Source organism: Nocardia anaemiae NBRC 100462, from assembly GCF_001612725.1.
Classification (GTDB): Bacteria; Actinomycetota; Actinomycetes; order Mycobacteriales; family Mycobacteriaceae; genus Nocardia; species Nocardia anaemiae.
The window spans coordinates 1-21,841 of the sequence record NZ_BDAZ01000088.1 but is presented as its reverse complement, the minus strand read 5'-3'; the positions used below and the strand labels follow the sequence as shown (position 1 = coordinate 21,841).

At 66.2% G+C, this 21,841-nt stretch carries 18 protein-coding genes and 1 pseudogene; 10 read left to right on the top strand and 9 right to left on the bottom strand.

The features are described from left to right. The first annotated feature begins 50 nt into the window (after nt 1-50). Nucleotides 51-497, top strand: coding sequence for a MarR family winged helix-turn-helix transcriptional regulator (locus NA5_RS36515; RefSeq protein ID WP_062993610.1), 447 nt, complete (start codon nt 51-53; stop codon nt 495-497). Here the strand turns inward: NA5_RS36515 and NA5_RS36510 are convergent. From NA5_RS36510 to NA5_RS36495, 4 genes are all read right to left on the bottom strand, one after another. After that, complete coding sequence (locus NA5_RS36510) at nt 490-1,569, bottom strand: 2-oxoacid:ferredoxin oxidoreductase subunit beta (protein ID WP_062993601.1); 1,080 nt, start codon at nt 1,567-1,569, stop codon at nt 490-492. The genes NA5_RS36515 and NA5_RS36510 overlap by 8 nt on opposite strands. After that, nucleotides 1,569-3,494, bottom strand: coding sequence for a 2-oxoacid:acceptor oxidoreductase subunit alpha (locus tag NA5_RS36505; protein WP_062993600.1), 1,926 nt, complete (start codon nt 3,492-3,494; stop codon nt 1,569-1,571). Before NA5_RS36505 ends, NA5_RS36510 begins: the two co-directional genes overlap by 1 nt. 83 nt (nt 3,495-3,577) lie before the next feature. Continuing rightward, complete coding sequence (locus tag NA5_RS36500; protein ID WP_062993599.1) at nt 3,578-4,594, bottom strand: Rv2578c family radical SAM protein; 1,017 nt, start codon at nt 4,592-4,594, stop codon at nt 3,578-3,580. Between the two features lie 31 nt (nt 4,595-4,625). After that, nucleotides 4,626-5,630: an NAD-dependent epimerase/dehydratase family protein gene (locus tag NA5_RS36495; RefSeq protein ID WP_062993598.1), complete on the bottom strand. Its 1,005-nt coding sequence runs from the start codon at nt 5,628-5,630 to the stop codon at nt 4,626-4,628. A gap of 247 nt (nt 5,631-5,877) precedes the next feature. Here NA5_RS36495 and NA5_RS36490 point away from each other — a divergent pair, with 247 nt between their 5' ends. Next, nucleotides 5,878-6,207 carry a type VII secretion target gene (locus NA5_RS36490; protein ID WP_062993597.1) on the top strand — a complete coding sequence of 110 codons (330 nt, stop codon included), beginning with the start codon at nt 5,878-5,880 and terminating at the stop codon, nt 6,205-6,207. Next, nucleotides 6,204-7,802, top strand: coding sequence for a hypothetical protein (locus NA5_RS36485; RefSeq protein ID WP_062993596.1), 1,599 nt, complete (start codon nt 6,204-6,206; stop codon nt 7,800-7,802). The genes NA5_RS36490 and NA5_RS36485 overlap by 4 nt, the downstream gene beginning before the upstream one ends. Before the next feature lie 237 nt (nt 7,803-8,039). Here NA5_RS36485 and NA5_RS36480 read toward each other — a convergent pair whose 3' ends face one another. Further along, entirely contained in the window at nt 8,040-8,561 is a 522-nt protein-coding gene (locus NA5_RS36480; RefSeq protein WP_062993595.1) for a hypothetical protein, read from the bottom strand. Between the two features lie 63 nt (nt 8,562-8,624). After that, nucleotides 8,625-9,548 (bottom strand): KPN_02809 family neutral zinc metallopeptidase, encoded by a 924-nt coding sequence (ypfJ, locus tag NA5_RS36475; protein WP_062993594.1) that lies wholly within the window; start codon nt 9,546-9,548, stop codon nt 8,625-8,627. Nucleotides 9,549-9,709: 161 nt separating this feature from the next. Between ypfJ and aspS the strand changes: the two genes are divergently transcribed. Together aspS and NA5_RS36465 are read left to right on the top strand one after the other, a co-directional pair. Next, nucleotides 9,710-11,512, top strand: coding sequence for an aspartate--tRNA ligase (gene aspS, locus NA5_RS36470; RefSeq protein ID WP_062993609.1), 1,803 nt, complete (start codon nt 9,710-9,712; stop codon nt 11,510-11,512). A gap of 65 nt (nt 11,513-11,577) precedes the next feature. Next, nucleotides 11,578-12,546, top strand: coding sequence for a DUF389 domain-containing protein (locus NA5_RS36465; protein WP_062993593.1), 969 nt, complete (start codon nt 11,578-11,580; stop codon nt 12,544-12,546). A gap of 67 nt (nt 12,547-12,613) precedes the next feature. On the opposite strand, the gene NA5_RS42700 is transcribed toward NA5_RS36465, so the two are convergent. Beyond that, nucleotides 12,614-13,831: a hypothetical protein gene (locus tag NA5_RS42700; RefSeq protein ID WP_062993592.1), complete on the bottom strand. Its 1,218-nt coding sequence runs from the start codon at nt 13,829-13,831 to the stop codon at nt 12,614-12,616. Nucleotides 13,832-14,024: 193 nt separating this feature from the next. Here NA5_RS42700 and NA5_RS36455 point away from each other — a divergent pair, with 193 nt between their 5' ends. After that, on the top strand, nt 14,025-15,194 hold the full coding sequence (locus NA5_RS36455; protein ID WP_062993591.1) for a phosphotransferase family protein: 1,170 nt from the start codon (nt 14,025-14,027) through the stop codon (nt 15,192-15,194). A 29-nt stretch (nt 15,195-15,223) separates the two neighbouring features. Here the strand turns inward: NA5_RS36455 and NA5_RS36450 are convergent, their stop codons facing one another. Both NA5_RS36450 and NA5_RS36445 read right to left on the bottom strand, forming a co-directional pair. Beyond that, nucleotides 15,224-16,477: an RNA polymerase sigma factor gene (locus tag NA5_RS36450; protein WP_062993590.1), complete on the bottom strand. Its 1,254-nt coding sequence runs from the start codon at nt 16,475-16,477 to the stop codon at nt 15,224-15,226. Nucleotides 16,478-16,481: 4 nt separating this feature from the next. Further along, nucleotides 16,482-16,829: a YciI family protein gene (locus tag NA5_RS36445; RefSeq protein WP_062993589.1), complete on the bottom strand. Its 348-nt coding sequence runs from the start codon at nt 16,827-16,829 to the stop codon at nt 16,482-16,484. Nucleotides 16,830-16,993: 164 nt separating this feature from the next. Here NA5_RS36445 and NA5_RS36440 point away from each other — a divergent pair, with 164 nt between their 5' ends. The 4 genes and pseudogenes from NA5_RS36440 to NA5_RS36425 all read left to right on the top strand — a co-directional run. Continuing rightward, nucleotides 16,994-18,340, top strand: coding sequence for a replication-associated recombination protein A (locus NA5_RS36440; RefSeq protein WP_371856492.1), 1,347 nt, complete (start codon nt 16,994-16,996; stop codon nt 18,338-18,340). Between the two features lie 93 nt (nt 18,341-18,433). Beyond that, nucleotides 18,434-21,100 carry an alanine--tRNA ligase gene (gene alaS / locus NA5_RS36435; protein WP_062993588.1) on the top strand — a complete coding sequence of 889 codons (2,667 nt, stop codon included), beginning with the start codon at nt 18,434-18,436 and terminating at the stop codon, nt 21,098-21,100. Further along, nucleotides 21,100-21,633 carry a Holliday junction resolvase RuvX gene (gene ruvX, locus NA5_RS36430; protein WP_062993587.1) on the top strand — a complete coding sequence of 178 codons (534 nt, stop codon included), beginning with the start codon at nt 21,100-21,102 and terminating at the stop codon, nt 21,631-21,633. Before alaS ends, ruvX begins: the two co-directional genes overlap by 1 nt. Next, nucleotides 21,630-21,841, top strand: a pseudogene (locus NA5_RS36425) (endolytic transglycosylase MltG); the annotation flags it as partial. The gene ruvX and the pseudogene NA5_RS36425, both read left to right, overlap by 4 nt.

The following is a 21,841-nucleotide window of genomic DNA, read 5'->3' as shown; positions in this document are numbered from 1 at the left end:
CCCTAAATCGTTCAGAGTCTGAATGGTTTAAGGACAGTATTATGCTGGCTATGAAGAACGTCAAGGCGGCAAAGCTGCCGGAGACCGCCACCTTCCGGCTGGGCCTGCTGGGTGCGTTCCTGACCGACCGCTTCAGCGCCGATGTGTCGAGCCTCGGGCTCAAGCCGAAGCATGCCGGGGTGCTGAATGTGTTGGCGGCCAATGGCCCGACATCACAGATGGAGATGGCGCAGATACTTCGTGTCGCGCCGAGTCTGGTCGTCGCGCTGGCCGACCACCTGGAATCCCTCGGAGCCATCGAACGGTTACGGGATCCGGAGGATCGCCGCCGTCAGAACCTGAGCCTGACCTCGCACGGCCGCACACTACTGCGCAAATGCCTCGACGCCGCGCAGTCGATCGACGCCGAGACCACCGCGGACCTCACCGCCGCCGAGCGCGCCGACCTGCATCGCATCCTCGGCGCGCTCGCCGATCGGCTCGGTCTGCCTAGCTGATGGTCCAGGTTTCCGAACCGTTGAGCAGCGATTGCAGCGAATGCTCTTGTACCGGTTTGCGTTCGCGCGCCATGGTGGTTTGGGTGCGGACCGCATCGTCATAGGTCGGCCGGGTGACATTGCGGAAGATGCCGGTGACCACGTGGCCGAGGTCCTGGTCGGACAGGCGGGAGAGCGCGTAGGCGTATTCCGGATTGTCCGTGTACGCGTCGTGCACGATGATCTCGGACTCGTCGACCTCGTCGGTGCGCACCACCGCGAGCCCGAAACCGGCACGCACCACGGCGAATTCGCCATCGGCTCCGAAACGGATCGGCTGACCGTGCCGCAGCGGGATGAGGCGGGATTCGGCATCGCCCTTGCGCAGCACATCGAAGGAACCGTCATTGAAGATCGGGCAGTCCTGCAGAATCTCCACGAACGAGGTCCCGCGATGTTCGGCCGCGGCGCGCAGCACCTCGGTGAGACCCGCCCGATCGGAATCCAGTGCGCGCGCGGCGAAGCTGGCTTCCGCGCCGAGTGCGACCGAGAGCGTGTTGAAGGGGTGATCGACCGAGCCCATCGGCGTCGACTTGGTGATCTTGCCTTCTTCCGAGGTCGGGGAGTACTGGCCCTTGGTGAGTCCGTAGATCCGATTGTTGAACAGCAGGATCGTCATATTCACATTGCGACGCAGGGCATGGATCAGGTGGTTGCCGCCGATCGACAGTGCGTCACCGTCTCCGGTCACCACCCACACCGAAAGATCCGGCCGGGTCACCGCGAGCCCGGTCGCGATGGCGGGCGCGCGACCGTGGATGGAATGGATGCCGTAGGCCTCGAGGTAGTACGGGAACCGGCTCGAGCAGCCGATCCCGGAGACGAACATCAGGTTCTCCCTGCGCAATCCGAGTTCGGCCAGGAAGCCACGCACGGTCGCCAGGATCACGTAGTCGCCACAGCCGGGGCACCAGCGCACCTCCTGGTCGGAGGTGAAGTCCTTGACCTTCTGCGGCCCGTCCGCGGACGGTACTCCGGACAGGCCGGTGAGACCCAGATCGGTTCCGACGAGCGAGGTTTCGACGATGGTCATCAGTTACCCCCAGTCGAGTACGTGGCCCGCGACCGGGCCGCGAAGGCCTTATCCTGTTCCATATCCTCGATCGATCCGTCCAGTGCCGCGTCGATCACCCCGACGAGTTCCTGTGCGGAGAAAGCCGTGCCCGCGATCTTCGTCCACGGTTGCACATCCACCAGATACTTCGCCCGCAGCAGCATGGCCAGCTGGCCGCCGTTCATTTCCGGCGCGACCACCGTCCGATAGCCGCGCAGTACGGCATCGAGATTGGCGGGCAACGGATTCAGATATCGCAGATGCGCCTGCGCGACCGAGACACCCCGACGGCGGGCGCGTCGACACGCCTCGCCGATCGGGCCGAAGGAACTGCCCCAGCCGATCAGCAGCAGTTCGGCCCGCCCGTCCGGATCGTCGACCTCGAGATCGGGGACGGTGATGCCATCGATCTTGGCCTGCCGCAGGCGAACCATCAGTTCGTGATTGCCCGGCTCATAGGAGATATTGCCGCTGCCGTCGGCCTTCTCCAGTCCACCGATCCGGTGCGCGCGACCTGCGGTGCCCGGCACCGCGAGCGGCCTGGCGAGGGTGTCCGGATCACGGGAATAGGGCTGGAACGGCGTGCCATCCTCGGCCTCGGGTTCGAAGCGCGGATCGATCGGCTCCAGCTCGGTGACCCGCGGAATCGACCATGGCTCAGAGCCATTGGCGATCGAGCCGTCGGAAAGCAACAGCACCGGCGTGCGATAGGTGAGCGCGATGCGCGCCGCTTCCACCGCGGTGGCGAAGCAGTCTGCGGGGGAGCGCGGCGCGAGCACGGCGACCGGTGATTCCCCGTTGCGGCCGTAGAGCGCCTGCAGTAGATCGGCCTGTTCGGTCTTGGTCGGCAGTCCGGTGGACGGACCGCCGCGCTGCACGTCGACGATCACCAACGGCAGTTCCGTCATTACCGCGAGTCCGATGGTTTCGCTCTTGAGCGCCAGCCCCGGGCCGGAGGTACTCGTCACGCCGAGCGCGCCGCCGAGCGAAGCGCCGAGGGCCGCGCCGATGCCCGCGATCTCGTCTTCGGCCTGGAAGGTGGTGACACCGAAGTTCTTGTGCTTACTGAGTTCGTGCAGGATGTCGGAGGCGGGCGTGATCGGATAGGTGCCGAGAAATACTGGCAATCCGGACAATTGCCCAGCGGTGACGAGGCCGTAGGCGAGTGCGGTATTGCCGGTTATCTGGCGGTAGGTTCCCGGCGGCAGCTTGGCCGGGGCAACCTCGAAAGTTGTTGCGAAGCTTTCGGTGGTCTCGCCGTAGTTCCAGCCCGCGCGGAAGGCGAGCAGATTCGCCTCGGCGATATCGGGTTTCGCGGCGAATTTCTCGCGCAGGAAACGTTCGGTGCCACCGATCGGACGCCCGTACATCCAGGACAGCAGGCCGAGTGCGAACATATTCTTCGCGCGCTGAGCGTCCTTCTTACCGACACCGGTGGGCTCGGTCGCGCCGAGAGTGAGCGAGGTCATCGGCACGCGGTGCACCACGAAATCGCTCAGCGTGTCGTCGTCGAGCGGATCGGTGGTGTAGCCGACCTTGCCGAGATTGCGTTTGGTGAATTCATCGGTATTCACGATGAGGGTGGCGCCGCGCGGCACATCCTCCAGATTCGACTTCAGCGCGGCCGGATTCATCGCGACCAGCACGTCGGGCTGGTCGCCCGCGGTCAAGATGTCATAGTCGGCGATCTGGATCTGGAAGGACGAGACGCCGGGCAGCGTGCCCTGTGGCGCCCGGATTTCGGCTGGGAAGTTGGGCTGGGTGGCGAGGTCGTTGCCGAAGGCGGCCGCCTCGTGTGTGAAGCGATCACCGGTGAGCTGCATTCCGTCACCGGAGTCCCCGGCGAACCGAATTACGACCTTTTCCAATTTCGCTGTGCCGACATCACTTTGGTCGGAAACCATATGCCTGCTTCACTTCCTCGTCCGATGGGAGGTGCCATTGGCCAACCTACTCCGCCGTGCGCGGGAATTGCTTGTGAAATGCTTTACGCGAAGAGCGCCAGCTGCGTGTCGTCGGTCAGCGGCGTCGAGGGTCGGGTCTGCGGTTCCGGGGTGTGTTCGCGGGTGAGGCCGTGTCGCTGGAGCAGTGGCTGCACCCGCTCGCGTAGCCAGGACGCATATTCCGGCGTCACATAGGCGCCGCGGCCGTAGAGCTGGCGATAGCGGCGCACCAAGGCGGGATGCGTCTCGGCCAGCCAGCTCAGGAACCAGCCTCGGGTGGCGCCGCGCAGATGCATCGGGAATGCGACCACCGATGCCGCTCCCGCCTCGGCGATCGCACCGAATAGTGCGTCCAGGTGGGCGCGGCTGTCGGTGAGATACGGAATCACCGGCGCGACCATGACATTCACCTCGAACCCGGCATCGGCCAGTGCTCGCACCATTTCCAACCGGGCCCTGGGTGATGGAGTGCCGGATTCCAGGCTGCGGTGCAGATCCATATCCAGGATCGCGATGGAGACGGCGATGCTCACCCGGACCTGGCGCGCCGCCGCCGTGAGCAGCGGCAGATCCCGGCGCAGCAGCGTGCCCTTGGTGAGAATGGAGAACGGTGTGCCGGACTCGGTCAGCGCACGAATGATGCCGGGCATCAACCGATATCGGCCCTCGGCTCGTTGATAAGGATCGGTATTGGTGCCCAGCGCGACCGGCTCCTGATGCCAGGACCGCCGGGCGAGTTCCTTGCGCAGCACCGCGGCGATATTGGTCTTCACCACGATCTGTGAATCGAAATCCCGGCCGGCGTCCAGATCCAGATACTCGTGGGTGGGTCGCGCGAAACAGTAGCGGCAGGCGTGTGAACAGCCGCGCATCGGATTGATAGTCCAATGGAACGGCAGATTCGACGCCTCCGGCATCTTGTTCAGCGCGCTTTTGCACAGCACCTCGTGGAACGTGATGCCCTCGAATTCGGGGGTCTGCACGGTGCGCACGAACCCCGCCCGGTCGAGACCGGGCAGGGCGCCGTCGTCGGCATCCAAGGTTTGGCTTTGCCACCGCACCCCATCAGTCGAACATGTGTTCTAAGTACTGTCAAGCAATCTGTCGGGCGTCGGTTGTGGTGAGCTGCTTCGGATCGGTGAAGAAGGCGACCAGATCGCGCACGGTCTCCTCGATGGGCCTTGGCTGATAACCGATTTCGCGCTCCGCCTTGGCGTGGTCGACGATCGGGGCGGAGACCAGCGCGCCGAGTGCGGCCTTCGACACGATATCGGTCTTGAAGAGCTTGCCGATCGGTTCGAGCACCGGAATCAAGCCGTTGACGACCCTGGGCGAGATCGAGAACTTAGGGCCTTTCTTGCCGCCGCATTCCGCCGCTGTGCGACACAGGTCGAGCATCGAGATCATCGAACCGCCGAGCAAGTAGTTCTCGCCGGTCCGGCCTCGCTCCCCGGCCAGGATCAGGCCCTTCGCGACATCGCGGACATCGACTAGGTCGAAGCCGCCACCGATCATCGCGGGTACCCGGCCCCGGGCCGCGTCCTTGAGGGTGCGGTTGATTCTGGACAGCGGGGTGCTGTAGTCGAGCGGGCCGAAGACGCCGGTGGGATTGCAGATCACGGCGTCCAGACCCTGTTCGATCACCTTGCGCAGTTCGATTTCGCCCGCCCATTTGGAGCGGTCGTAGACGGGCAGGCCGGGATCGGTCGAGCGCACCGAGGTTTCATCGATGCGGCCGCCGCAGGTGTACTGGTTGAAGGCGTGGATGGAGCTCGCGTGCACCATGCGCCGCACGCCCAGCTCCAGTGCCGCCTCTGCGACGACGCGCACGCCCTCGGTATTGACCTTCCACGCGAGGTCGTGCTGGTCGGCCAGGGTGATCACGGCGACGAGGTGGTAGACGATCTCCGCGCCGGAGAGCACGGTGCGCATGGATTCGGGGTCGAGCACGTTGCCGGAAACCCAGGTGACGTTGGGGTCCGTCCGCTGCTCCGGGACGATGCGATCGATTGCTGTGACCTCGTGTCCTCGTTCGACCAGCAGGCTGAGCAGATTCGTGCCAAGGTAGCCGGCTGCGCCGGTCACTGCGACCTTCATGCGATCGAGAATATAGAACCTGTTCTAAATTGCAACCTGTTCCAGTTCCTTTCCGCGGCTCCCGTTTGGCTCGAAACTTGCCGGTGGGGTCGGCTATATTGAGCGCAACCGCAGCGGCGCCGGTACCGACTCGCAGCTGCGCAGGGGCCCGATCGCAGCCGAGCTGCCGGTGCGGGCAGGGAGTAGATGTTGATCGACGCTATGAACACTGAACTGCAGTTCACGACGATTTGGGGGGTGCAACTCGATGGCTGATCTCTCGGTGGAGACCGATGCGGTCCGAGCGTTCGCGGCGACGAATGCCGGAGTCGCTGGTGAGATCGCGGGGGCGGGCAACTTCGATGCCGTACAGAACGTTGCCGCGCTCACGCCGGTATTCGGGCTGATCGGCGCCGACTATCTGTTGGCGTTCGCGGCGGCACAGGTATTGCAGGCCAAGGACATCAATGAACTGTCGGCCAAATACGACAAGCTCTCCAAGTCCGCGTTCACCGCGGCCGCTGCCTTCGACACCACCGACTCCGGCAACGCGGGCGTACTGAGCGCGATCGCGAACCAGGTCGGGGGCGGGGTATGAAGCCGATGGATACCGGCGTGATCGCGCCCGACCAGCAGAGCGTGGCCATCGAAGAGGCCGTGATCGCGACGCAGAACACCGCGGTCGACGCACTGCAGAACGCATCGCAGGGATTGAGTGATCTGTCGCTGCCGCAATTGCCCGCGGATCTGCCGCCGATCGAGGCGCCCGAATTCGTGCTCGCGCGCAAGATCACCGAGGAATCGCCGCAGCTGGGGACCATCCCCTCGGGCATACCGGGGCTCAACGGCAATTCGACGTCGGACGCGAGCGCGATTCTGTCCGGCGCGGTGCCACCGGATGTGTCGCAGGCATTTACCGATGCGCAGACCGCGATCAGCCATGCGGCAGCTCCGGTGGTGCAGGCGGCCCAGAGTGCGGCGCAGCAGGCGCAGAGTGCGGTGAACAGTGCGCTCGGCGGGGCGAGCAACCCGGGTGCGGCCGCGGCGGCAACGAATATTCCGTCGGATCCGGCCGCGGCGCTGATGCAGGGGCTGTCGATTCCCGGAATCCCTGGCATCGACACGCTGTTCCAGCCGATCCTCGAGCTGCTCAACAGCTTCGGTACCGGTGTCATCGGAGCCTTCGACCCCACCGCGATTCTCAGTCAGTCGTCCAAGATCATCGAGGCCGCCGTATCGGTCGGCAAGGGTGGTCTGCAGACCGTCGAGCAGCTGTGGCAGGGCCAGTCATCCCGGGAGGCGCAGGCCGCGAGCCAGACCGCGCAGACCCAGGGACAGGACACCAGTCAGCGCGGTATCGATATCTCCGAACTCACCCAGCGCGCCGCCGCGGTGGTGCAGCAGGGCAATGCGCAGTTGCTCGGCATCGCGAGCGAATTCGCCACGCAGGCAACCGCACTCGTGCCGGTGGCGCTGACCCCGCCGGGTCAGGCCGCGCTCATCGCGACCGCGACCGAACATCTCGGGTCGGCTGTCGCGGTCGCCAATGCCACCCGCGGTGATCTTGCCGGGAAGACGGCCGAGCTGACCGGCATGGTGAATCAGTTGCTCGGGACCAGTGGTCTGCCCGCGCCGCAGGAGGTCGCGCAGGCAGTCATGCAGAACATCGGCGAGCCGATCATGGAGCAGGCGCAGTCGGTCGCGCAGGATGCGTCGACCAATGCCGCCAGTTTGTTGGACGGTTCCAGCACCTCCGGTTCGCCGAGCACGTCTACCACGGCGGCATCGTTCAATACCGGGCACACCAGCTCGGGAGGCTCGGGCATCGGCATCGGAAGCCATTCCGGTTCGCCGAGCACCTCGGGCTCGCCGTCGACGCAGAAGGTGACCGGAACGCCCGGCAGCTCGGTATCGCCCATCAGCCGGGTCTCGGGCCTGTCCGGCACATCCTTGGGCACGGGTACCTCGACCAGCGCGGCGAGCACCGGGAACTCCTTCATGGGCGGCAGCCCCGGTGCCACCGGCCAACGCGGCGGCAGCGACGACGAGCACTCGCGCAATGTGGACCCCTACCACAGCCGCACCGGCGACAACGACCTCACCGGCCCCCTCGGTGAGTCCACCCCGGACGTCATCGGCGCGACCCACGCGGATGAATTGGTCAGCTCGGACTACGAACAGGACCAGTTCTAGTCGATAGCAGAACTTCGGTGCCCCCGCTCGGTTTCGAGTGGGGGCACTGTTGTTCTAGCTGGACATACCCCGTTGCGCTAACTCGACTCTGGCGAATACCGAAGGCGCACAACATGCCTCGTGGTTGCATATCGTCTCGAAACTGCCGCAGCGCTTGATCGAGAGCTCACCGTTTGCGCGCGAGCAGGGTCTGGGTGCTGTCCAAGTACGTGAACGGCAATCGCTGCCGAACCCGGTTCAGTGGTCTCGGGTGAAAGCGTCGAGAAGTTTGCGGTAGAGGTCGGTGAAGCGTTTGCGGTTGGCTTGTTGCTCGGGCGTGAGATTCTCGGTGGCATCGGGGGAATACATGAGCAGATGGACGTCTTGGTCCGGCGGGGTCTGCATGAGGTCGATGATCTGGGTGCCCTGGTCGGTGCCGCCGGGCATGCCGAGGTCGAGCGCGGCGAGTGATTTGGTTTCCGCCAGTGCGGCATTCAGGACGTCGCCGGGGACGGTGCCGGTGAGTCGCTGCGGCGGGGTATCGGCGGCGCGGGTGGTGGATGCCGCATCCGGCTGTTGCACCGCGCGTCCGTCGGCGTAGACCTGCAGCAGCGGGCGCAGGTCGACGCGCTCGGACCAACCGCTCGGGATGGTGGTGAGTGTCAGCAGTGCGGGGGCGGCCTGCTGTGGCGTGTCGGCGGCCGGTTGCGCCGAGGCGACGCCCCAGCTACCGGCGAGCGCCACGACGAGAAGCATCAGTGCCGACTTCGTTCTCCGCATGAAATCCCTATCTACCTTGTGCCGCAGTCCGACTGGCGTCGATTATTGATCATCGGCTGGCGATCAGCGCAATGCGGACGGGGTGTTCAGATCCGCGGCCGAGTACGTGTCGCACGCTTGGACTTGGCCGGTCTTGTAGCCGGTGAGGAACCATTTCTGGCGTTGGTCCGAGGAACCGTGGGTCCAGGCCTCCGGGTTGACGCGGCCCTGGGCGGCGCGCTGGATTCGGTCGTCGCCGACTGCGGACGCGGCGGAGAGGGCATCACGGATATCGTTGTCGGACAGGGTTTTCAGGAAGGGTTGGTTGGCGCCGGGGGCGGGCTGCTTGTCGGCGAAGTGGGCCCAGATGCCCGCATAGCAGTCGGCCTGGAGTTCGGTGCGCACCGCCCCGGATTCCGCGCCGCGCGGATCCTGTTGGGCCCGGCCGATATCGCCGAGCAGATTCTGGATGTGGTGGCCGACCTCGTGTGCCACCACGTACTCCTGGGCGAGCGGGCCGCCGCTGGAACCGAAGCGGTCGACCAGTTCCTGGAAGAAGGCGGTGTCGAAGTAGGCGGTCCGGTCGGCGGGGCAATAGAACGGGCCGACCGCACTGGTCGCATTGCCGCATCCGGTCGAGACCGATCCGGAGAACAGGACCAGTTTCGGCTTCGAATACTTCTTGCCCGTCTGTTGGGGCAGCTGTGCCGCCCACACCGCGTCGAGGCTCTGGGCGGTGAGCACCACCCGGCAGTCGACGTACTTATTGGCATCCGCACCGGTCTTGCAGTGCGCGGGCGTACCCGCGGTGCCGGGCTGCACGCTGCTGTTCTCGCTGCCGTTCAACTGGCCGAGCAGCGAACTGGGATCCCCGCCGAGCAGCAGACCGATGACCAGCAGGATGAGACCACCGGCGCCGCCGCCGAGGGCGAGCTTGCCGCCCATTCCGGGTCCACCGCCGGAAGAAGCGCGGTCCGGGTCGATCTGGAGGCCTTCGTTGAAGGTCATCTGCTTCGCTTTCTCGTGTGCCAAACGCCTCGGTCATACCCTGCTGATACAGCTTCGCACGCGGGGCGGCGATATCGGTTTCCTCTCGGGATATGTGTCTCACTACGATGGCAACCGCACCGGATCGCCCTGCCGGTGTCACATCCGTCGAAAGGAATCCCGTGCTGCGCACCCACTTGGCTGGTTCGCTGCGAAGCGAGCACGCCGGTCAGACCGTCACCCTCACCGGCTGGGTGGCCCGGCGTCGTGACCACGGTGGCGTGATCTTCATCGATCTGCGCGATGCCTCGGGTGTGGCGCAGGCGGTGTTCCGCGAGGGTGAGCCCGCGGCGCAGGCGCACAAGTTGCGTGCCGAATTCTGCGTGCGGGTCACCGGCGTGGTCGAGCAGCGGCCCGACGGCAACGAGAATCCGGAGCTGCCGACCGGTTCCATCGAGGTCAACGTCACCGAACTCGAGGTGCTCAACGAGAGTGCGCCGCTGCCGTTCCAGCTCGACGAGCAGCCCGGTGACGAGGCCCGCCTCAAGTACCGCTACCTCGACCTGCGCCGTGAGGCGCCGGGTAAAGCCATCCGGCTGCGCTCGAAGGTCAATGCGGCTGCCCGCGCGGTGCTGGCCCGTCACGAATTCGTCGAGGTCGAGACCCCGACGATGACCCGCTCCACACCCGAGGGCGCGCGCGACTTCCTGGTACCCGCGCGACTGCAGCCGGGCAACTTCTACGCATTGCCGCAGAGCCCGCAGCTGTTCAAGCAGCTGCTGATGGTCGCCGGTGTCGAGCGGTACTACCAGATCGCGCGCTGCTATCGGGACGAGGACTTCCGCGCCGACCGCCAACCCGAATTCACCCAGCTCGACCTCGAGATGAGCTTCGTGCGCCAGGAGGACGTCATCCTGGTCGCCGAGGAGATCTTGGAGCAGCTGTGGAAGCTGGTCGGCTACGAGATCCCGTTCCCGATTCCGCATATGACCTACGCGGAGGCGATGCGTCGCTTCGGTAGCGATAAGCCGGATCTGCGCTTCGGTGTCGAGATCACCGAATGCACCGAATATTTCAAGGAGACTCCGTTCCGAGTGTTCCAGGCGGAGTACGTCGGCGCGGTCGTGATGCCCGGCGGTGCGAGCCAGCCGCGGCGTCAGCTCGACGCCTGGCAGGACTGGGCCAAGCAGCGCGGCGCCAAGGGGCTGGCGTATGTGCTGGTGCAGGAGGACGGCACGCTCGGCGGTCCGGTCGCCAAGAACCTCAGCGAATCCGAGCGCGAGGGCCTGGCCAAGCATGTCGGCGCGGTGCCTGGCGACTGTGTGTTCTTCGCCGCGGGTCCGGCCAAGGCGCAGCGCGCGCTGCTCGGTGCGGCCCGCGGCGAGATCGCGCGCAAGTGCGGTCTGATCGATGAGAACGCCTGGGCGTTCGTGTGGATCGTGGATGCGCCGATGTTCGAACCCGCCGCCGAGGCGGCCGCGAGTGGCGATGTGGCACTTGGTCATTCGGCATGGACCGCAGTGCACCACGCGTTCACCTCGCCCAAGCCGGAATCGCTGGACACCTTCGACACCGACCCGGGTTCGGCCCTGGCCTATGCCTACGACATCGTCTGCAACGGCAACGAGATCGGCGGCGGCAGCATCCGCATCCATCGCCGCGATGTGCAGGAGCGCGTCTTCAATGTGATGGGCATCGGGCACGACGAGGCGCAGGAGAAGTTCGGCTTCCTGCTCGACGCCTTCTCCTACGGTGCCCCGCCGCACGGCGGCATCGCCTTCGGCTGGGACCGGATCACCGCGCTGCTGGCCGGGGTGGATTCGATCCGCGAGGTCATCGCCTTCCCGAAGACCGGTGGCGGTGTGGACCCGCTGACCGATGCGCCCGCACCGATCACCGCGCAGCAGCGCAAGGAAGCGGGGCTGGACTTCAAGCCGGAGAAGAAGAAGGACGAGGGCGGCGACGCGGCTCGCGGTTCGGAATAGCGCGGGCCGCAGCCGGAGCGGTACTTTCTGGTCAGCTTCATCGATGCTGACCACGAGGGGTTCCAGTGCTGCACTTGCGCATGATCAGCCCGCCCGAACTCACCGACAAGGTGATGGCGGTGCTGGGTGCCGACCCGGGCGTCACCCATGTGACGCTGGCGCGCGGTGTCGCTGTCGAGCCCGTCGGTGATCTGATCCAGGCCGATGTCGCGCGGGAGGCCGCCAATGATGTGCTCGCCGATCTGACCACGCTCGGCATCAAGCACACCGGCGGCATCACGCTCGGCCCCGTCGAGACAGTGATCTCCGATGCGGGCGAGCGGGCGATCGAGGAGGCTCCGGGCGATCCGACCGATGCCGTCGTATGGGAGGAACTGCTCGCGCAGACTCATGAGGAGTCCTCGCTGACCCTGACCTTCATCGCCTTCCTCACCATCGCCTGTCTGCTCGCGGCCGTTGGCGTGGCCACCGACTCGTCGGTGACGATCGTCGGCGCGATGGTGGTCGGGCCGGAATTCGGGCCGCTGGCGGCCTTTTCGGTCGGGCTGTGGCGGCGCGATTTCCGGCTCGCCCGCAAGTCGGCGGTCGCGCTGCTGGTGGCCTTTCCGGTGGCGATGGTCATGACGCTGTTGGCGACCTTGCTGTGGGAGCAGTTCGGCTGGATCACCTTGACCGGTGTGGAAGCCATTCAGAATGTCGACTTCATCTATGAGGTCGGGCCGTTCTCACTGGTGGTCGCGCTGCTGGCGGGTGCGGCGGGCATGCTGGCGGTGGTGACCGCGAAATCGGCGGCGCTGGTGGGGGTATTCATCTCGGTGACCACCGTGCCCGCCGCCGGATTCGCGGTGGTCGCGGCGACCTTGGGGCAGTGGCATATCGCCTTCATGTCGGTGGGGCAGCTCGCGGTGAACCTGGCGGGGATCGTCACGGCCGGAGTGCTCGTGCTGGCGCTGCGCCCGCGCGCGGGCAGCGAGGGCGGCCCGATCGCACGGTTCAAGCAGTGGTGGTGGATGCGGTCCGTGCCCTCGAAGTGACCGCCAATTCTGTTGCGAGCCAGTGGTTCCCGTGCGCTGGGAGCGAATGCGCCCAGCGCGCCGGATGCTAGGTCACGGACACGGTGCCGCCGGTGAGTGCCCGGTAGGCGTAGGTCACCGCGATCGTGCACACCGGTCCGGCGACCAGCAGACCGAAGCCGCACAGCAGGGTGGCGACAAAGGTGATGACCAGCACCGCGAGGGCGAGCAGCAGCACCTGCCCGATATTGGCGATGACCAGCGTCGCACTGGACTTGATCGCCTCGAACGGGCCCTGCTCCTGATCGACGACGAAGTGCAGCGAGAACATGCACAGGAATCCGGCGATCAGACCGGGTACGAAGCACAGCGCCGCGCCGAGCCAGGTGAGCGCGAAGGCGAGCAGGGCTGTCAAGAGGACATTTCCCGCATTCACGAAATGGAAATAGGACGCGAAAGTCGGTTTGTTGCCGTCGGTTTCGTAGAGTGCGCCGCGGATCATGGCGGCCTGCAGCAGCCAGATCGCGACCATCACCGCGAGGAAGATCAGCAACAGACTGAACAGCGAATTCGGTTGCACGGCCTGGACGATGAGTACGAAGGCCAGATAGATGATCACGCCGACCGCGGTAACGGCCAGCCAGGGGCCGAAATTCGCGCGGAACTTCTCCCAGCCGTAGCTCAGGGCATTGCCGACATCGAGGGTGATCGGTGCGCCGGGGGCGGATTGATAGCCGTAGGTCGGTGCGCCGGGATCAAAGCCCGGGGACATCGCATCGGGAGGAGGTATCGTGCCCGGCGGCATGGTGCCGGGTTGTGTTGCGCCGGGCGGTACGGAACCGGGCGGCACGGTGCCGGGCTTCGCCAGGCCGGGTGCTGCTGCTCCAGCCTGTTCGGAGCCGGGTTGCATCGCGCCCGGCGGGACGGCACCGGCAGGCGTTGCGGCCGCTCCGGGAGGCATCGCGCCAGGTGGCATCGTTGCGGGATGCGCCGAGGCGGGACCGGTTCCCAGTGGACCGTAGCTCGGCTGTCCCGGTTGTCCGGGCGCGCCGACCGGCGGTGGTGGCTCCAGCGGTTCACTGCCGTACTGCGCCGCTCCGGGACCCTCGAACTGTGGGTAGCCAGCGGGCCCGGCCATCTCGTGCCTGCCGTGCTCGGCGCTCGCTTCCGCCGGTTGCGGATCGGCGCTTTCGTGCTGACCGGGATGGGCGGCGAACTGTTCGCCGCTACCCTCGTCGCGCGCGCCGCCGCTCGGTTCGGGCGAGCCAGTTGGTTCGTTCGGCTTGGGCGACGGTGAGTCGGACATTGTCTGCAGACCTTTCGACGCAACTGGTTTGCGGTGTGGCGCACGGCAGTTGACGATGAGAAAACCGGACAGCCGCAATGGTGTCAAGCAAGCAGCGCCCGTTCCGCAACGTTGACGCAGACACGCCGAACGACGCGGAAAGGTTGTGTAACCGCTCGCTAGAAGTGACCCGGTGCGAGTAGCTTGATTAGCGATGACCGCACTATTGGCCGAACGCGCCGCCGAAGTCGTGTCCGCAGCACAGCAGTTGCTCACAAAGCGAATGGGTGCTCCGGTGAAGCTGAGCGATCCCATGGAACTCAGCGGTAGTGGTAGGACGACGGTCCTACGCGTGCGTGTTTCAGAGAACGCCTACTCCCTGCCCCGGACGCTCATCGTCAAGCAGGTTCGCGGATCCGCGGCGGACCGCACGACGGGTGGTCTCGCGCCCGGCGTCGCCAGCATCGACTCCGCATTTCTCCGCGAGGCCGTGTCCTACCAATTCACCACCGCGCTCAGCCGCGATCAGCGGCCCGGCGCGTATCTGATCGCGCACAGTCTCCCGGACCGGCTGCTCGTCCTGAGTGATCTCGGTGAGAACTCCCGGATGACGCAGGTGCTGCAATCCGGTGCGGAACCGGCCACCCGCAACGCGCTGATGGCCTTCGCGCAGGCGCTGGGTCGGATGCATGCGGCAACCGTCGGGCGGGAAGCTGATTTCGTCGCGCTGCTGCGCCGGGTGGATGTGGTGCACCGGGTCGACGGCATCGCGCAACAGGCCGAGGCCGCCATCTCCGAGGTGCCAGGCATGCTGCAGCGCGAACTCGGCATCGAGGTGCCCGGTGAGATCGCCGAGCGGATCGTGCGCGGCAATCGGCTGTTCTCCGCGGGGCGCTTGCGCGCATTCAGCCCCTCGGACCTGTGCCCGGACAATGTGATCCTCAATGAAGAGGGCGCGCGTTTCCTCGACTACGAATGGGGTGGCTACCGTGACGCCACCCTCGACATCGCCTACGCGCTGGTGTCCTTTCCCGGCTGCCTCTGCGACTTCGAACTGTCCCGCGAGCGCGCCAAGCAAATGGTCGAGGCATGGCGCGCCGAGGTCGTCGGTGTCTGGCCCGCGCTGGCCGACGACGCAGTACTCGCCGAACGCATCCTGGAAGCCCGTCTCATCTGGGTCTGGCTCACCACCTTCTGGTTCCTGCCCGCCGACCACACCCGCATCGCCTCCGCCCGCGAACACGGCCTGTCTGTTCCGCGCTCGGAGGCCCTGATCAACCGCTGGGCCGCTCTGGCGGAAGATGCGCGCTGCACCGGGGACGACGCGGTCGGTGATTTCGCCGAGGATGTCTCGGCGATGCTCGAAGAGCGTTGGTCCGAATAGGTTTCGGGTTGGTTCGTGGCCCGGTTGCGTCAGGCCGTGAGGTCGGATAGGCGGGCTTCGAGATGGGCTCGTTCGATGGTGTTTTCGGTCAGGAGTAGGGCGGATTCGTAGGCTCGGGCTGCTTCGGTGGTCCGGCCCAGCTGGGTGAGGAAGACGGCTCGGGAGGCTTCGAGGTAGCCGTAGGTGGCGAGGGACGGTTCGGTGGCCAGGTCGTCGAGCAGGGCTAGGGCTCGGGTCGGATTGCCGGAAAGGCCAACTGCCACAGCATGATTGAGGCGCACCACCGGTGACGGCCAGATTCGCAGCAGCAGAACGTACAAGCCGGTGATCTCACGCCAGTCGGTCTCCGCCCAGGACGGCGCCTCGTCGTGCACGGCGGCGATGGCGGCTTGGAGTGTGTACCGATCCGTATGCGGCAGAGCGGTTTTCACCAGCGCGATGCCCTCGGCGATGGCCTCGCGGTCCCACTGCGAGCGATCTTGGTGTTCGAGGGTGCACAGTCGGCCTTCGGCATCCACTCGGGCGGCGCGTCGCGCGTCGGTGAGCAGGATCAGGGCCAGCAGGCCGGTGACGGAAGGGTCGTCGGGGACGAGCGAATGCATCATTCGCGCGAGTTGCAGCGCCCGTTCGACCAGATCGGCACGCACCAGCGCGTCACCCGACGGCGCGGTGTGACCGGTGGTGAACAGCAGGTGGATGACGGCGCAGATGGCGTCGAGCCGGTCCGGGAGTTCGCGCACCGACGGCACCCGATACGGAATGCGCGCCACCGCGATCTTCTTCTTGGCGCGGGTGATTCGGGCCGCCATGGTCGATTCGCTGGTGAGGAAGGCGCGGGCGACCTCGGCGGTGGTGACACCGCAGACCAGCCGCAGGGTGAGCGCCACCTGGGCCTCGCGGGCCAGGGCCGGGTGGCAGCAGGTGCTTATCAACCGCAACCGGTCGTCGGGGATGGCCGATGCCGAATCCAGTTCCGCGAGTGCGAGATCGGCGCTGTCCTCGGCTCGGCCGGTGATCAGCATGGGCAGCGTGCGCCGCAAGGTCGAATCGCGGCGTAGCAGGTCGAGGCCGCGGCGGCGGGCGACAGTGGTCAGCCAGGCGCCGGGTTTGGCGGGAACGCCGTGCGCGGCCCACTCGGTGAGCGCTCGCGCATAGGCGTCCTGGACGCACTCCTCGGCGAGGTCGAAGTCGCGGACCAGCCGCACCGTCGCGGCGAGCACGAAGGCCCATTCGCGACGGTGCGCCTGGTCGACGGCCGCGGCCGCATCGGTATCGATCGGCATCGAACTAGTCGAAGGTCATGATCGGGCGCACTTCGACGCCGCCGAATCGGGCGGGCACCTGCTTGGCCAGTGCGATCGCGGCGTCCAGATCCGCGGCCTCGATCAGGTAGTAGCCGCCGAGTGCTTCCTTGGCCTCGGCGAACGGGGCATCGGTCACGGTGAAATCGCCGGCGTCGTTCTGCCGGATGGAGGTGGCGGTGGCGGTCGGCTGCAGTGCGTTACCGCCTTGTACCGCATCGCCCGCGATCTCCTGGAAGGTCGTGTGCGCCTGGTAGACCTCGCCCATGACCTGTTCCGATGCACCCGCGTACGCGCTCTCGTCCTCGTAGATAAGCACCAGGTACTGGCTCATGATCTCGCTCCTTCGGTTTGCGTCGACCCGCCGATCGGGCCGTCGTATTCGTTCCGACGAGCGAGCTCGACGGAAATCGACAACCTGTCGCGAGCAAATTCTGCTCCTCGAATCGCGTGGAGTCCGGCAAGTTGCTGTCGGACCCTCTCGGTAACGTGCTCGGTGTGAGCGAAGGCTTATTCGACGTGCCCGGCGACGAGGTGCCGACCGGGCACTCCATCGACAGTGTGGTTCGCCGGGATGCCGGTGCGCCGCTGGCGGTGCGGATGCGCCCAGCGACATTGGATGAGGTGGTCGGCCAACAGCATCTGCTCGGACCCGGCTCACCGCTGCGGCGGCTGATCGAGGGGTCCGGCGCGGCATCGGTGCTGTTGTACGGACCGCCGGGCACCGGCAAGACGACGCTGGCCTCGCTGATTTCACAGGCCACCGGTCGTCGCTTCGAGGCGCTGTCGGCCTTGTCGGCCGGGGTGAAGGAGGTGCGCGCGGTCATTGATGTGGCCCGCCGCCGTCTCACGGCGGGCGAGCAGACCGTGCTGTTCATCGACGAGGTGCATCGCTTCTCCAAGACCCAGCAGGACGCATTGCTGGCAGCGGTGGAGAACCGAATCGTGCTTCTGGTCGGCGCGACGACCGAGAATCCGTCGTTCTCGGTGGTCTCGCCACTGCTGTCGCGCTCGCTGGTGCTGCAATTACAGTCACTCACCGCGGCCGATATCCGGCTGGTGCTCGACCGTGCCCTCGCCGACCCGCGCGGTTACGACGGCGCGTACACGGTGACCGAAGCCGCGCTCGAGCACATCGTGCGGATCGCGGGTGGGGACGCGCGCCGGGCGCTCACCGCGCTGGAGGCATCGGCGGAATCCTCGTTGGATGGCACCGTCGATGTGGATCTGGTCGAGGCCAGCGTGGACAAGGCGGCCGTCCGCTACGACCGAGCCGGTGACCAGCACTACGACGTGGTGAGCGCCTTCATCAAATCCATCCGCGGCTCGGATGTCGATGCGGCACTGCACTATCTGGCCCGCATGCTGAGCGCGGGCGAGGATCCCCGCTTCATCGCCCGCCGCCTGGTGATTTCGGCGAGCGAGGACATCGGCATGGCCGATCCGATGGCGCTACAGACCGCGGTCGCGGCCGCGCACGTCGTGCAGCTGATCGGCATGCCCGAGGCCCAACTCACCCTGACCCACGCCACAATTCACCTGGCCACCGCCCCCAAATCCGGTGCCGTGCCCGCCGCGCTCGGCGCGGCCCTCGCCGACATTTCGGCAGGCAAGGCGGGCTTGGTACCCGCACATCTGCGCGACGGCCACTATGCGGGAGCCGCCGCTCTCGGTAACGCCCAGGGCTACAAATATCCGCATGACGATCCGGATGGCGTACTGGCCCAACAGTATCCGCCCGACGAGATCGTCGGACGTGACTACTACACCCCGACCGACCACGGCGTCGAACGCGACATCCAACGCCGCGTCGAGAAGCTGCGCAGAATCGTCCGCGGACGATAAACGCGCACTTCGCCTCGGACCGGTTCCGGGTCCGCTCCTGGAGCACCCGGGCGCTGAAAAAGGGGATGCGGGACACCGGTAGGCTGGATATCTGTGCAGACCCACGAGATCCGACGGCGATTCCTGGACCATTTTGTCCGTGCCGGACATACCGAGGTGCCCAGTGCCTCGCTGATCCTGGCCGACCCCACCCTGTTGTTCGTCAACGCGGGCATGGTTCAGTTCAAGCCGTATTTCTTGGGCCAGGAGGCGCCGCCGTTCCCGCGCGCGACCAGTGTGCAGAAATGCGTCCGCACCGGCGATATCGAAGAGGTCGGTGTCACCACCCGGCACAACACTTTCTTCCAGATGGCGGGCAACTTCTCCTTCGGAGACTACTTCAAGGAGGGTGCCATTACCCTCGCTTGGGAGTTGATCACGAAGTCGCAGGAGGACGGTGGCTACGGCTTCGATCCCGAGCGGATCTGGGTGACCGCCTACGAATCCGATCCGGAGGCCGCCGAGATCTGGCACCGGGTCGCGGGCATCCCGAAGGAGCGGATCCAGTTCCGCGACGGCAAGGACAACTATTGGGATATGGGCGTGCCCGGTCCGGGTGGCCCGTGTTCGGAGATCTACTACGACCGCGGCCCCGCATACGGTAAGGACGGCGGCCCGGTCGCCGACGAGGACCGCTACCTGGAGATCTGGAATCTGGTCTTCATGCAGGACATCCGCGGTGAGCAGAGCCCCAAGCTCGGCTACCCGCCGGTCGGATCGCTACCCAAGAAGAATATCGATACCGGTATGGGCGTCGAGCGCATCGCGCTGCTGCTGCAGGGCGTCGACAACGTCTACGAGACCGACCTGCTGCGCCCGATCATCGATAAGGCCGAGGAGTTGACCGGCCGGTCCTACGGTGTCGAACACGAGGACGACCGCCGATTCCGCGTCATCGCCGACCATGCCCGCACCTCGGCCATGCTGATCGCCGACGGCGTCAACCCGGGCAATGAGGGCCGCGGCTACGTGCTGCGCCGTCTGCTGCGCCGGATCGTGCGTTCGGCCCGGCTGCTCGGTGCGGACAAGCCGGTGATCGGCGAATTCATCAAGGTCGTCAGCGAGCTGATGTCGCCGTCGTATCCGGAACTTGCCACCGACTTCGGGCGGATCGAGAATGTCGCGGTGGGTGAGGAGACAGCGTTCCTCAAGACCCTGAACACCGGCTCGCGGCTGTTCGCCGACGCCGTCGACGAGGTTGCGGCCAAGGGCGGCAAGACGATTCCGGGTTCGGACGCCTTCAAACTGCACGACACCTACGGCTTCCCGATCGAGCTGACCCTGGAGATGGCCGCCGAGGCCGGTCTGTCGGTCGACGAGGAGGGCTTCCGCTCGCTCATGGCCGAACAGCGGAAGATGGCCAAGGAGGATGCGCAGGCGCGCAAGCACGGACATGCCGACCTGTCCATCTACAAGGAGCTGGTCGACCGCGGCGCAACGGAATTCACCGGCTTCGACGAGCTGACCTCCGAGGCGCATGTGCTCGCGCTGATCGCCGACGGCGTCCGGGTGCCGACCGCGACCACCGGCCAGGACGTGGAGGTCATCCTGGACCGCAGCCCGCTGTACGCGGAGTCCGGCGGTCAGATCGCCGATCGTGGCACCATTACCGCGCAGGGCCTCAAGCTGCGCGTCAACGATGTGCAGAAGATCGCCAAGAAGCTGTGGGTGCACAAGACCACGGTCGAACAGGGGCAGATCACCGAGGGGGATGTGGTGCTCGCCCAGGCCGATCCGGCCTGGCGCCAGGGTGCCACCCAGGGCCACTCCGGCACGCATATGGTGCACGCCGCGCTGCGGCAGGTTCTCGGCCCGAACGCCGTGCAGGCCGGTTCGCTGAACAAGCCCGGCTACCTGCGCTTCGACTTCAACTGGCAGGGCCAGCTCTCCGAACAGCAGAAGGCCGATATCGAGGCCGTCTCCAACGACGCGGTCGGCGCGGACTTCCCGGTGAACACCTTCGTCACCGATCTGCCCAAGGCCAAGCAAATGGGCGCGCTCGCGTTGTTCGGCGAGAACTACGGCGACGAGGTGCGCGTGGTGGAGATCGGCGGACCGTTCTCGATGGAGCTGTGCGGTGGTACGCACGTACAGCATTCCTCGCAGATCGGCCCGATCACCGTGCTCGGCGAATCGGCGATCGGATCCGGCAAGCGGCGCGTAGAGGCCTTCGTCGGCCTGGACTCCTACAAGTATCTGGCGAAGGAACGTGCGCTGCTGGCCGGTGTCGCGTCCTCGCTGAAGGTGCCTTCGGAGGAGGTGCCCGCACGCGTCGAGCAGCTCGTGGAGCGGCTGAAGGTGGCCGAGAAGGAGCTCGAGCGCACCAAGATCGCCGCGGTGCTCGCTTCGGCGGCGAAGTTCGTCGACGAGGCCGAGCGATTCGGCAGCGTGCTGCTGGTGGCCGCCGCCGCGCCCGAAGGTGTCGCCGCCGGTGACCTGCGCACTCTGGCCACCGATATCCGTGGCCGGTTCGGCACCGAACCGGCGGTCGTCGTGCTGCTCGGCAATGTCGAGGGCAAGGTGCCGTTCGTCGTGACGGTCAATAAGAGCGCACAGGATCTCGGCTTCAAGGCCGGAGACCTGGTTGCGAGCTTCGGCCCGAGCATTGCCGGTCGCGGTGGCGGCAAGCCGGAGATGGCGCAGGGCGCGGGTTCGGACCCGACGGGTATCGAAGTCGGTCTGGCCGCGGTCCGTGCTCGGGTGGCCGAACTGGCCGGGTGATGGGCGACTCGGAGAGTCATCGTCCCTCTCCTGACAGCGATCCCGGCCGCGGCAGGCGGATCGGCATCGATGTCGGCAGTGTCCGCATCGGGGTCGCCTCCAGCGACCCGGACGGCATGCTCGCCACGCCCGTGGAAACGGTGGCGCGCGCGAAGCCGAATAAGCGCGCGCCAGGACCGGCAAGCGACATTTCCAGAATTGCCGAAATTGTGCGGGAGTATGAAGCCGTCGAGGTCATCGTCGGTCTGCCACGGACATTGCGCGGGGAAAAAGGCACCGCCGCCGAGGCGGCAGTGGCATTCGCTGAGCGTTTGCGCGCAGTCATAGCACCTGTGCCTATCCGACTTTCCGACGAACGTTTGACTACGGTGTCAGCTGCACGTGCATTGCGGGACAGTGGAGTTCGCGCGCGTGGCCAGCGGCAGGTGATCGATCAGGCGGCCGCCGTAGCGATCCTGCAGGGATGGTTGGACGAACGGAGTGCGGTGTTGAAGTCGGCCGAAGCGGCGTCTGAGTCCGGAGACGGTGCATGACGGATCGATGGGCGCGAGCCGAGGAACGTTTCCGTCAGCGCGAGGCTGAGCGGCGTTACCGGCGAAACGACCAGGCATGGGAGGACTACGACGACGACACGACGGTCATTCCGCGCTACACCGACGAAGATCATGACGAGGCATTCGAGGCCGAGCGTTCGCGGCGCGCGGCCCCGCAGCGGGCCGAGCGCGGGGAACCACGGCGCGG

Bases quoted from the DNA above. Each gene is read 5' to 3' on its own strand.
- NA5_RS36490 (WP_062993597.1), top strand. From the start codon at position 5,878: ATGGCTGATCTCTCGGTGGAGACCGATGCGGTCCGAGCGTTCGCGGCG.
- NA5_RS36450 (WP_062993590.1), bottom strand. From the start codon at position 16,477: ATGCCGATCGATACCGATGCGGCCGCGGCCGTCGACCAGGCGCACCGT.
- NA5_RS36510 (WP_062993601.1), bottom strand. From the start codon at position 1,569: ATGACCATCGTCGAAACCTCGCTCGTCGGAACCGATCTGGGTCTCACC.
- NA5_RS36445 (WP_062993589.1), bottom strand. From the start codon at position 16,829: ATGAGCCAGTACCTGGTGCTTATCTACGAGGACGAGAGCGCGTACGCG.
- ypfJ (WP_062993594.1), bottom strand. From the start codon at position 9,548: ATGACCTTCAACGAAGGCCTCCAGATCGACCCGGACCGCGCTTCTTCC.
- NA5_RS36455 (WP_062993591.1), top strand. From the start codon at position 14,025: ATGACCGCACTATTGGCCGAACGCGCCGCCGAAGTCGTGTCCGCAGCA.
- NA5_RS36515 (WP_062993610.1), top strand. From the start codon at position 51: ATGAAGAACGTCAAGGCGGCAAAGCTGCCGGAGACCGCCACCTTCCGG.
- NA5_RS42700 (WP_062993592.1), bottom strand. From the start codon at position 13,831: ATGTCCGACTCACCGTCGCCCAAGCCGAACGAACCAACTGGCTCGCCC.
- NA5_RS36495 (WP_062993598.1), bottom strand. From the start codon at position 5,630: ATGAAGGTCGCAGTGACCGGCGCAGCCGGCTACCTTGGCACGAATCTG.
- NA5_RS36480 (WP_062993595.1), bottom strand. From the start codon at position 8,561: ATGCGGAGAACGAAGTCGGCACTGATGCTTCTCGTCGTGGCGCTCGCC.
- ruvX (WP_062993587.1), top strand. From the start codon at position 21,100: ATGGGCGACTCGGAGAGTCATCGTCCCTCTCCTGACAGCGATCCCGGC.
- NA5_RS36485 (WP_062993596.1), top strand. From the start codon at position 6,204: ATGAAGCCGATGGATACCGGCGTGATCGCGCCCGACCAGCAGAGCGTG.
- NA5_RS36505 (WP_062993600.1), bottom strand. From the start codon at position 3,494: ATGGTTTCCGACCAAAGTGATGTCGGCACAGCGAAATTGGAAAAGGTC.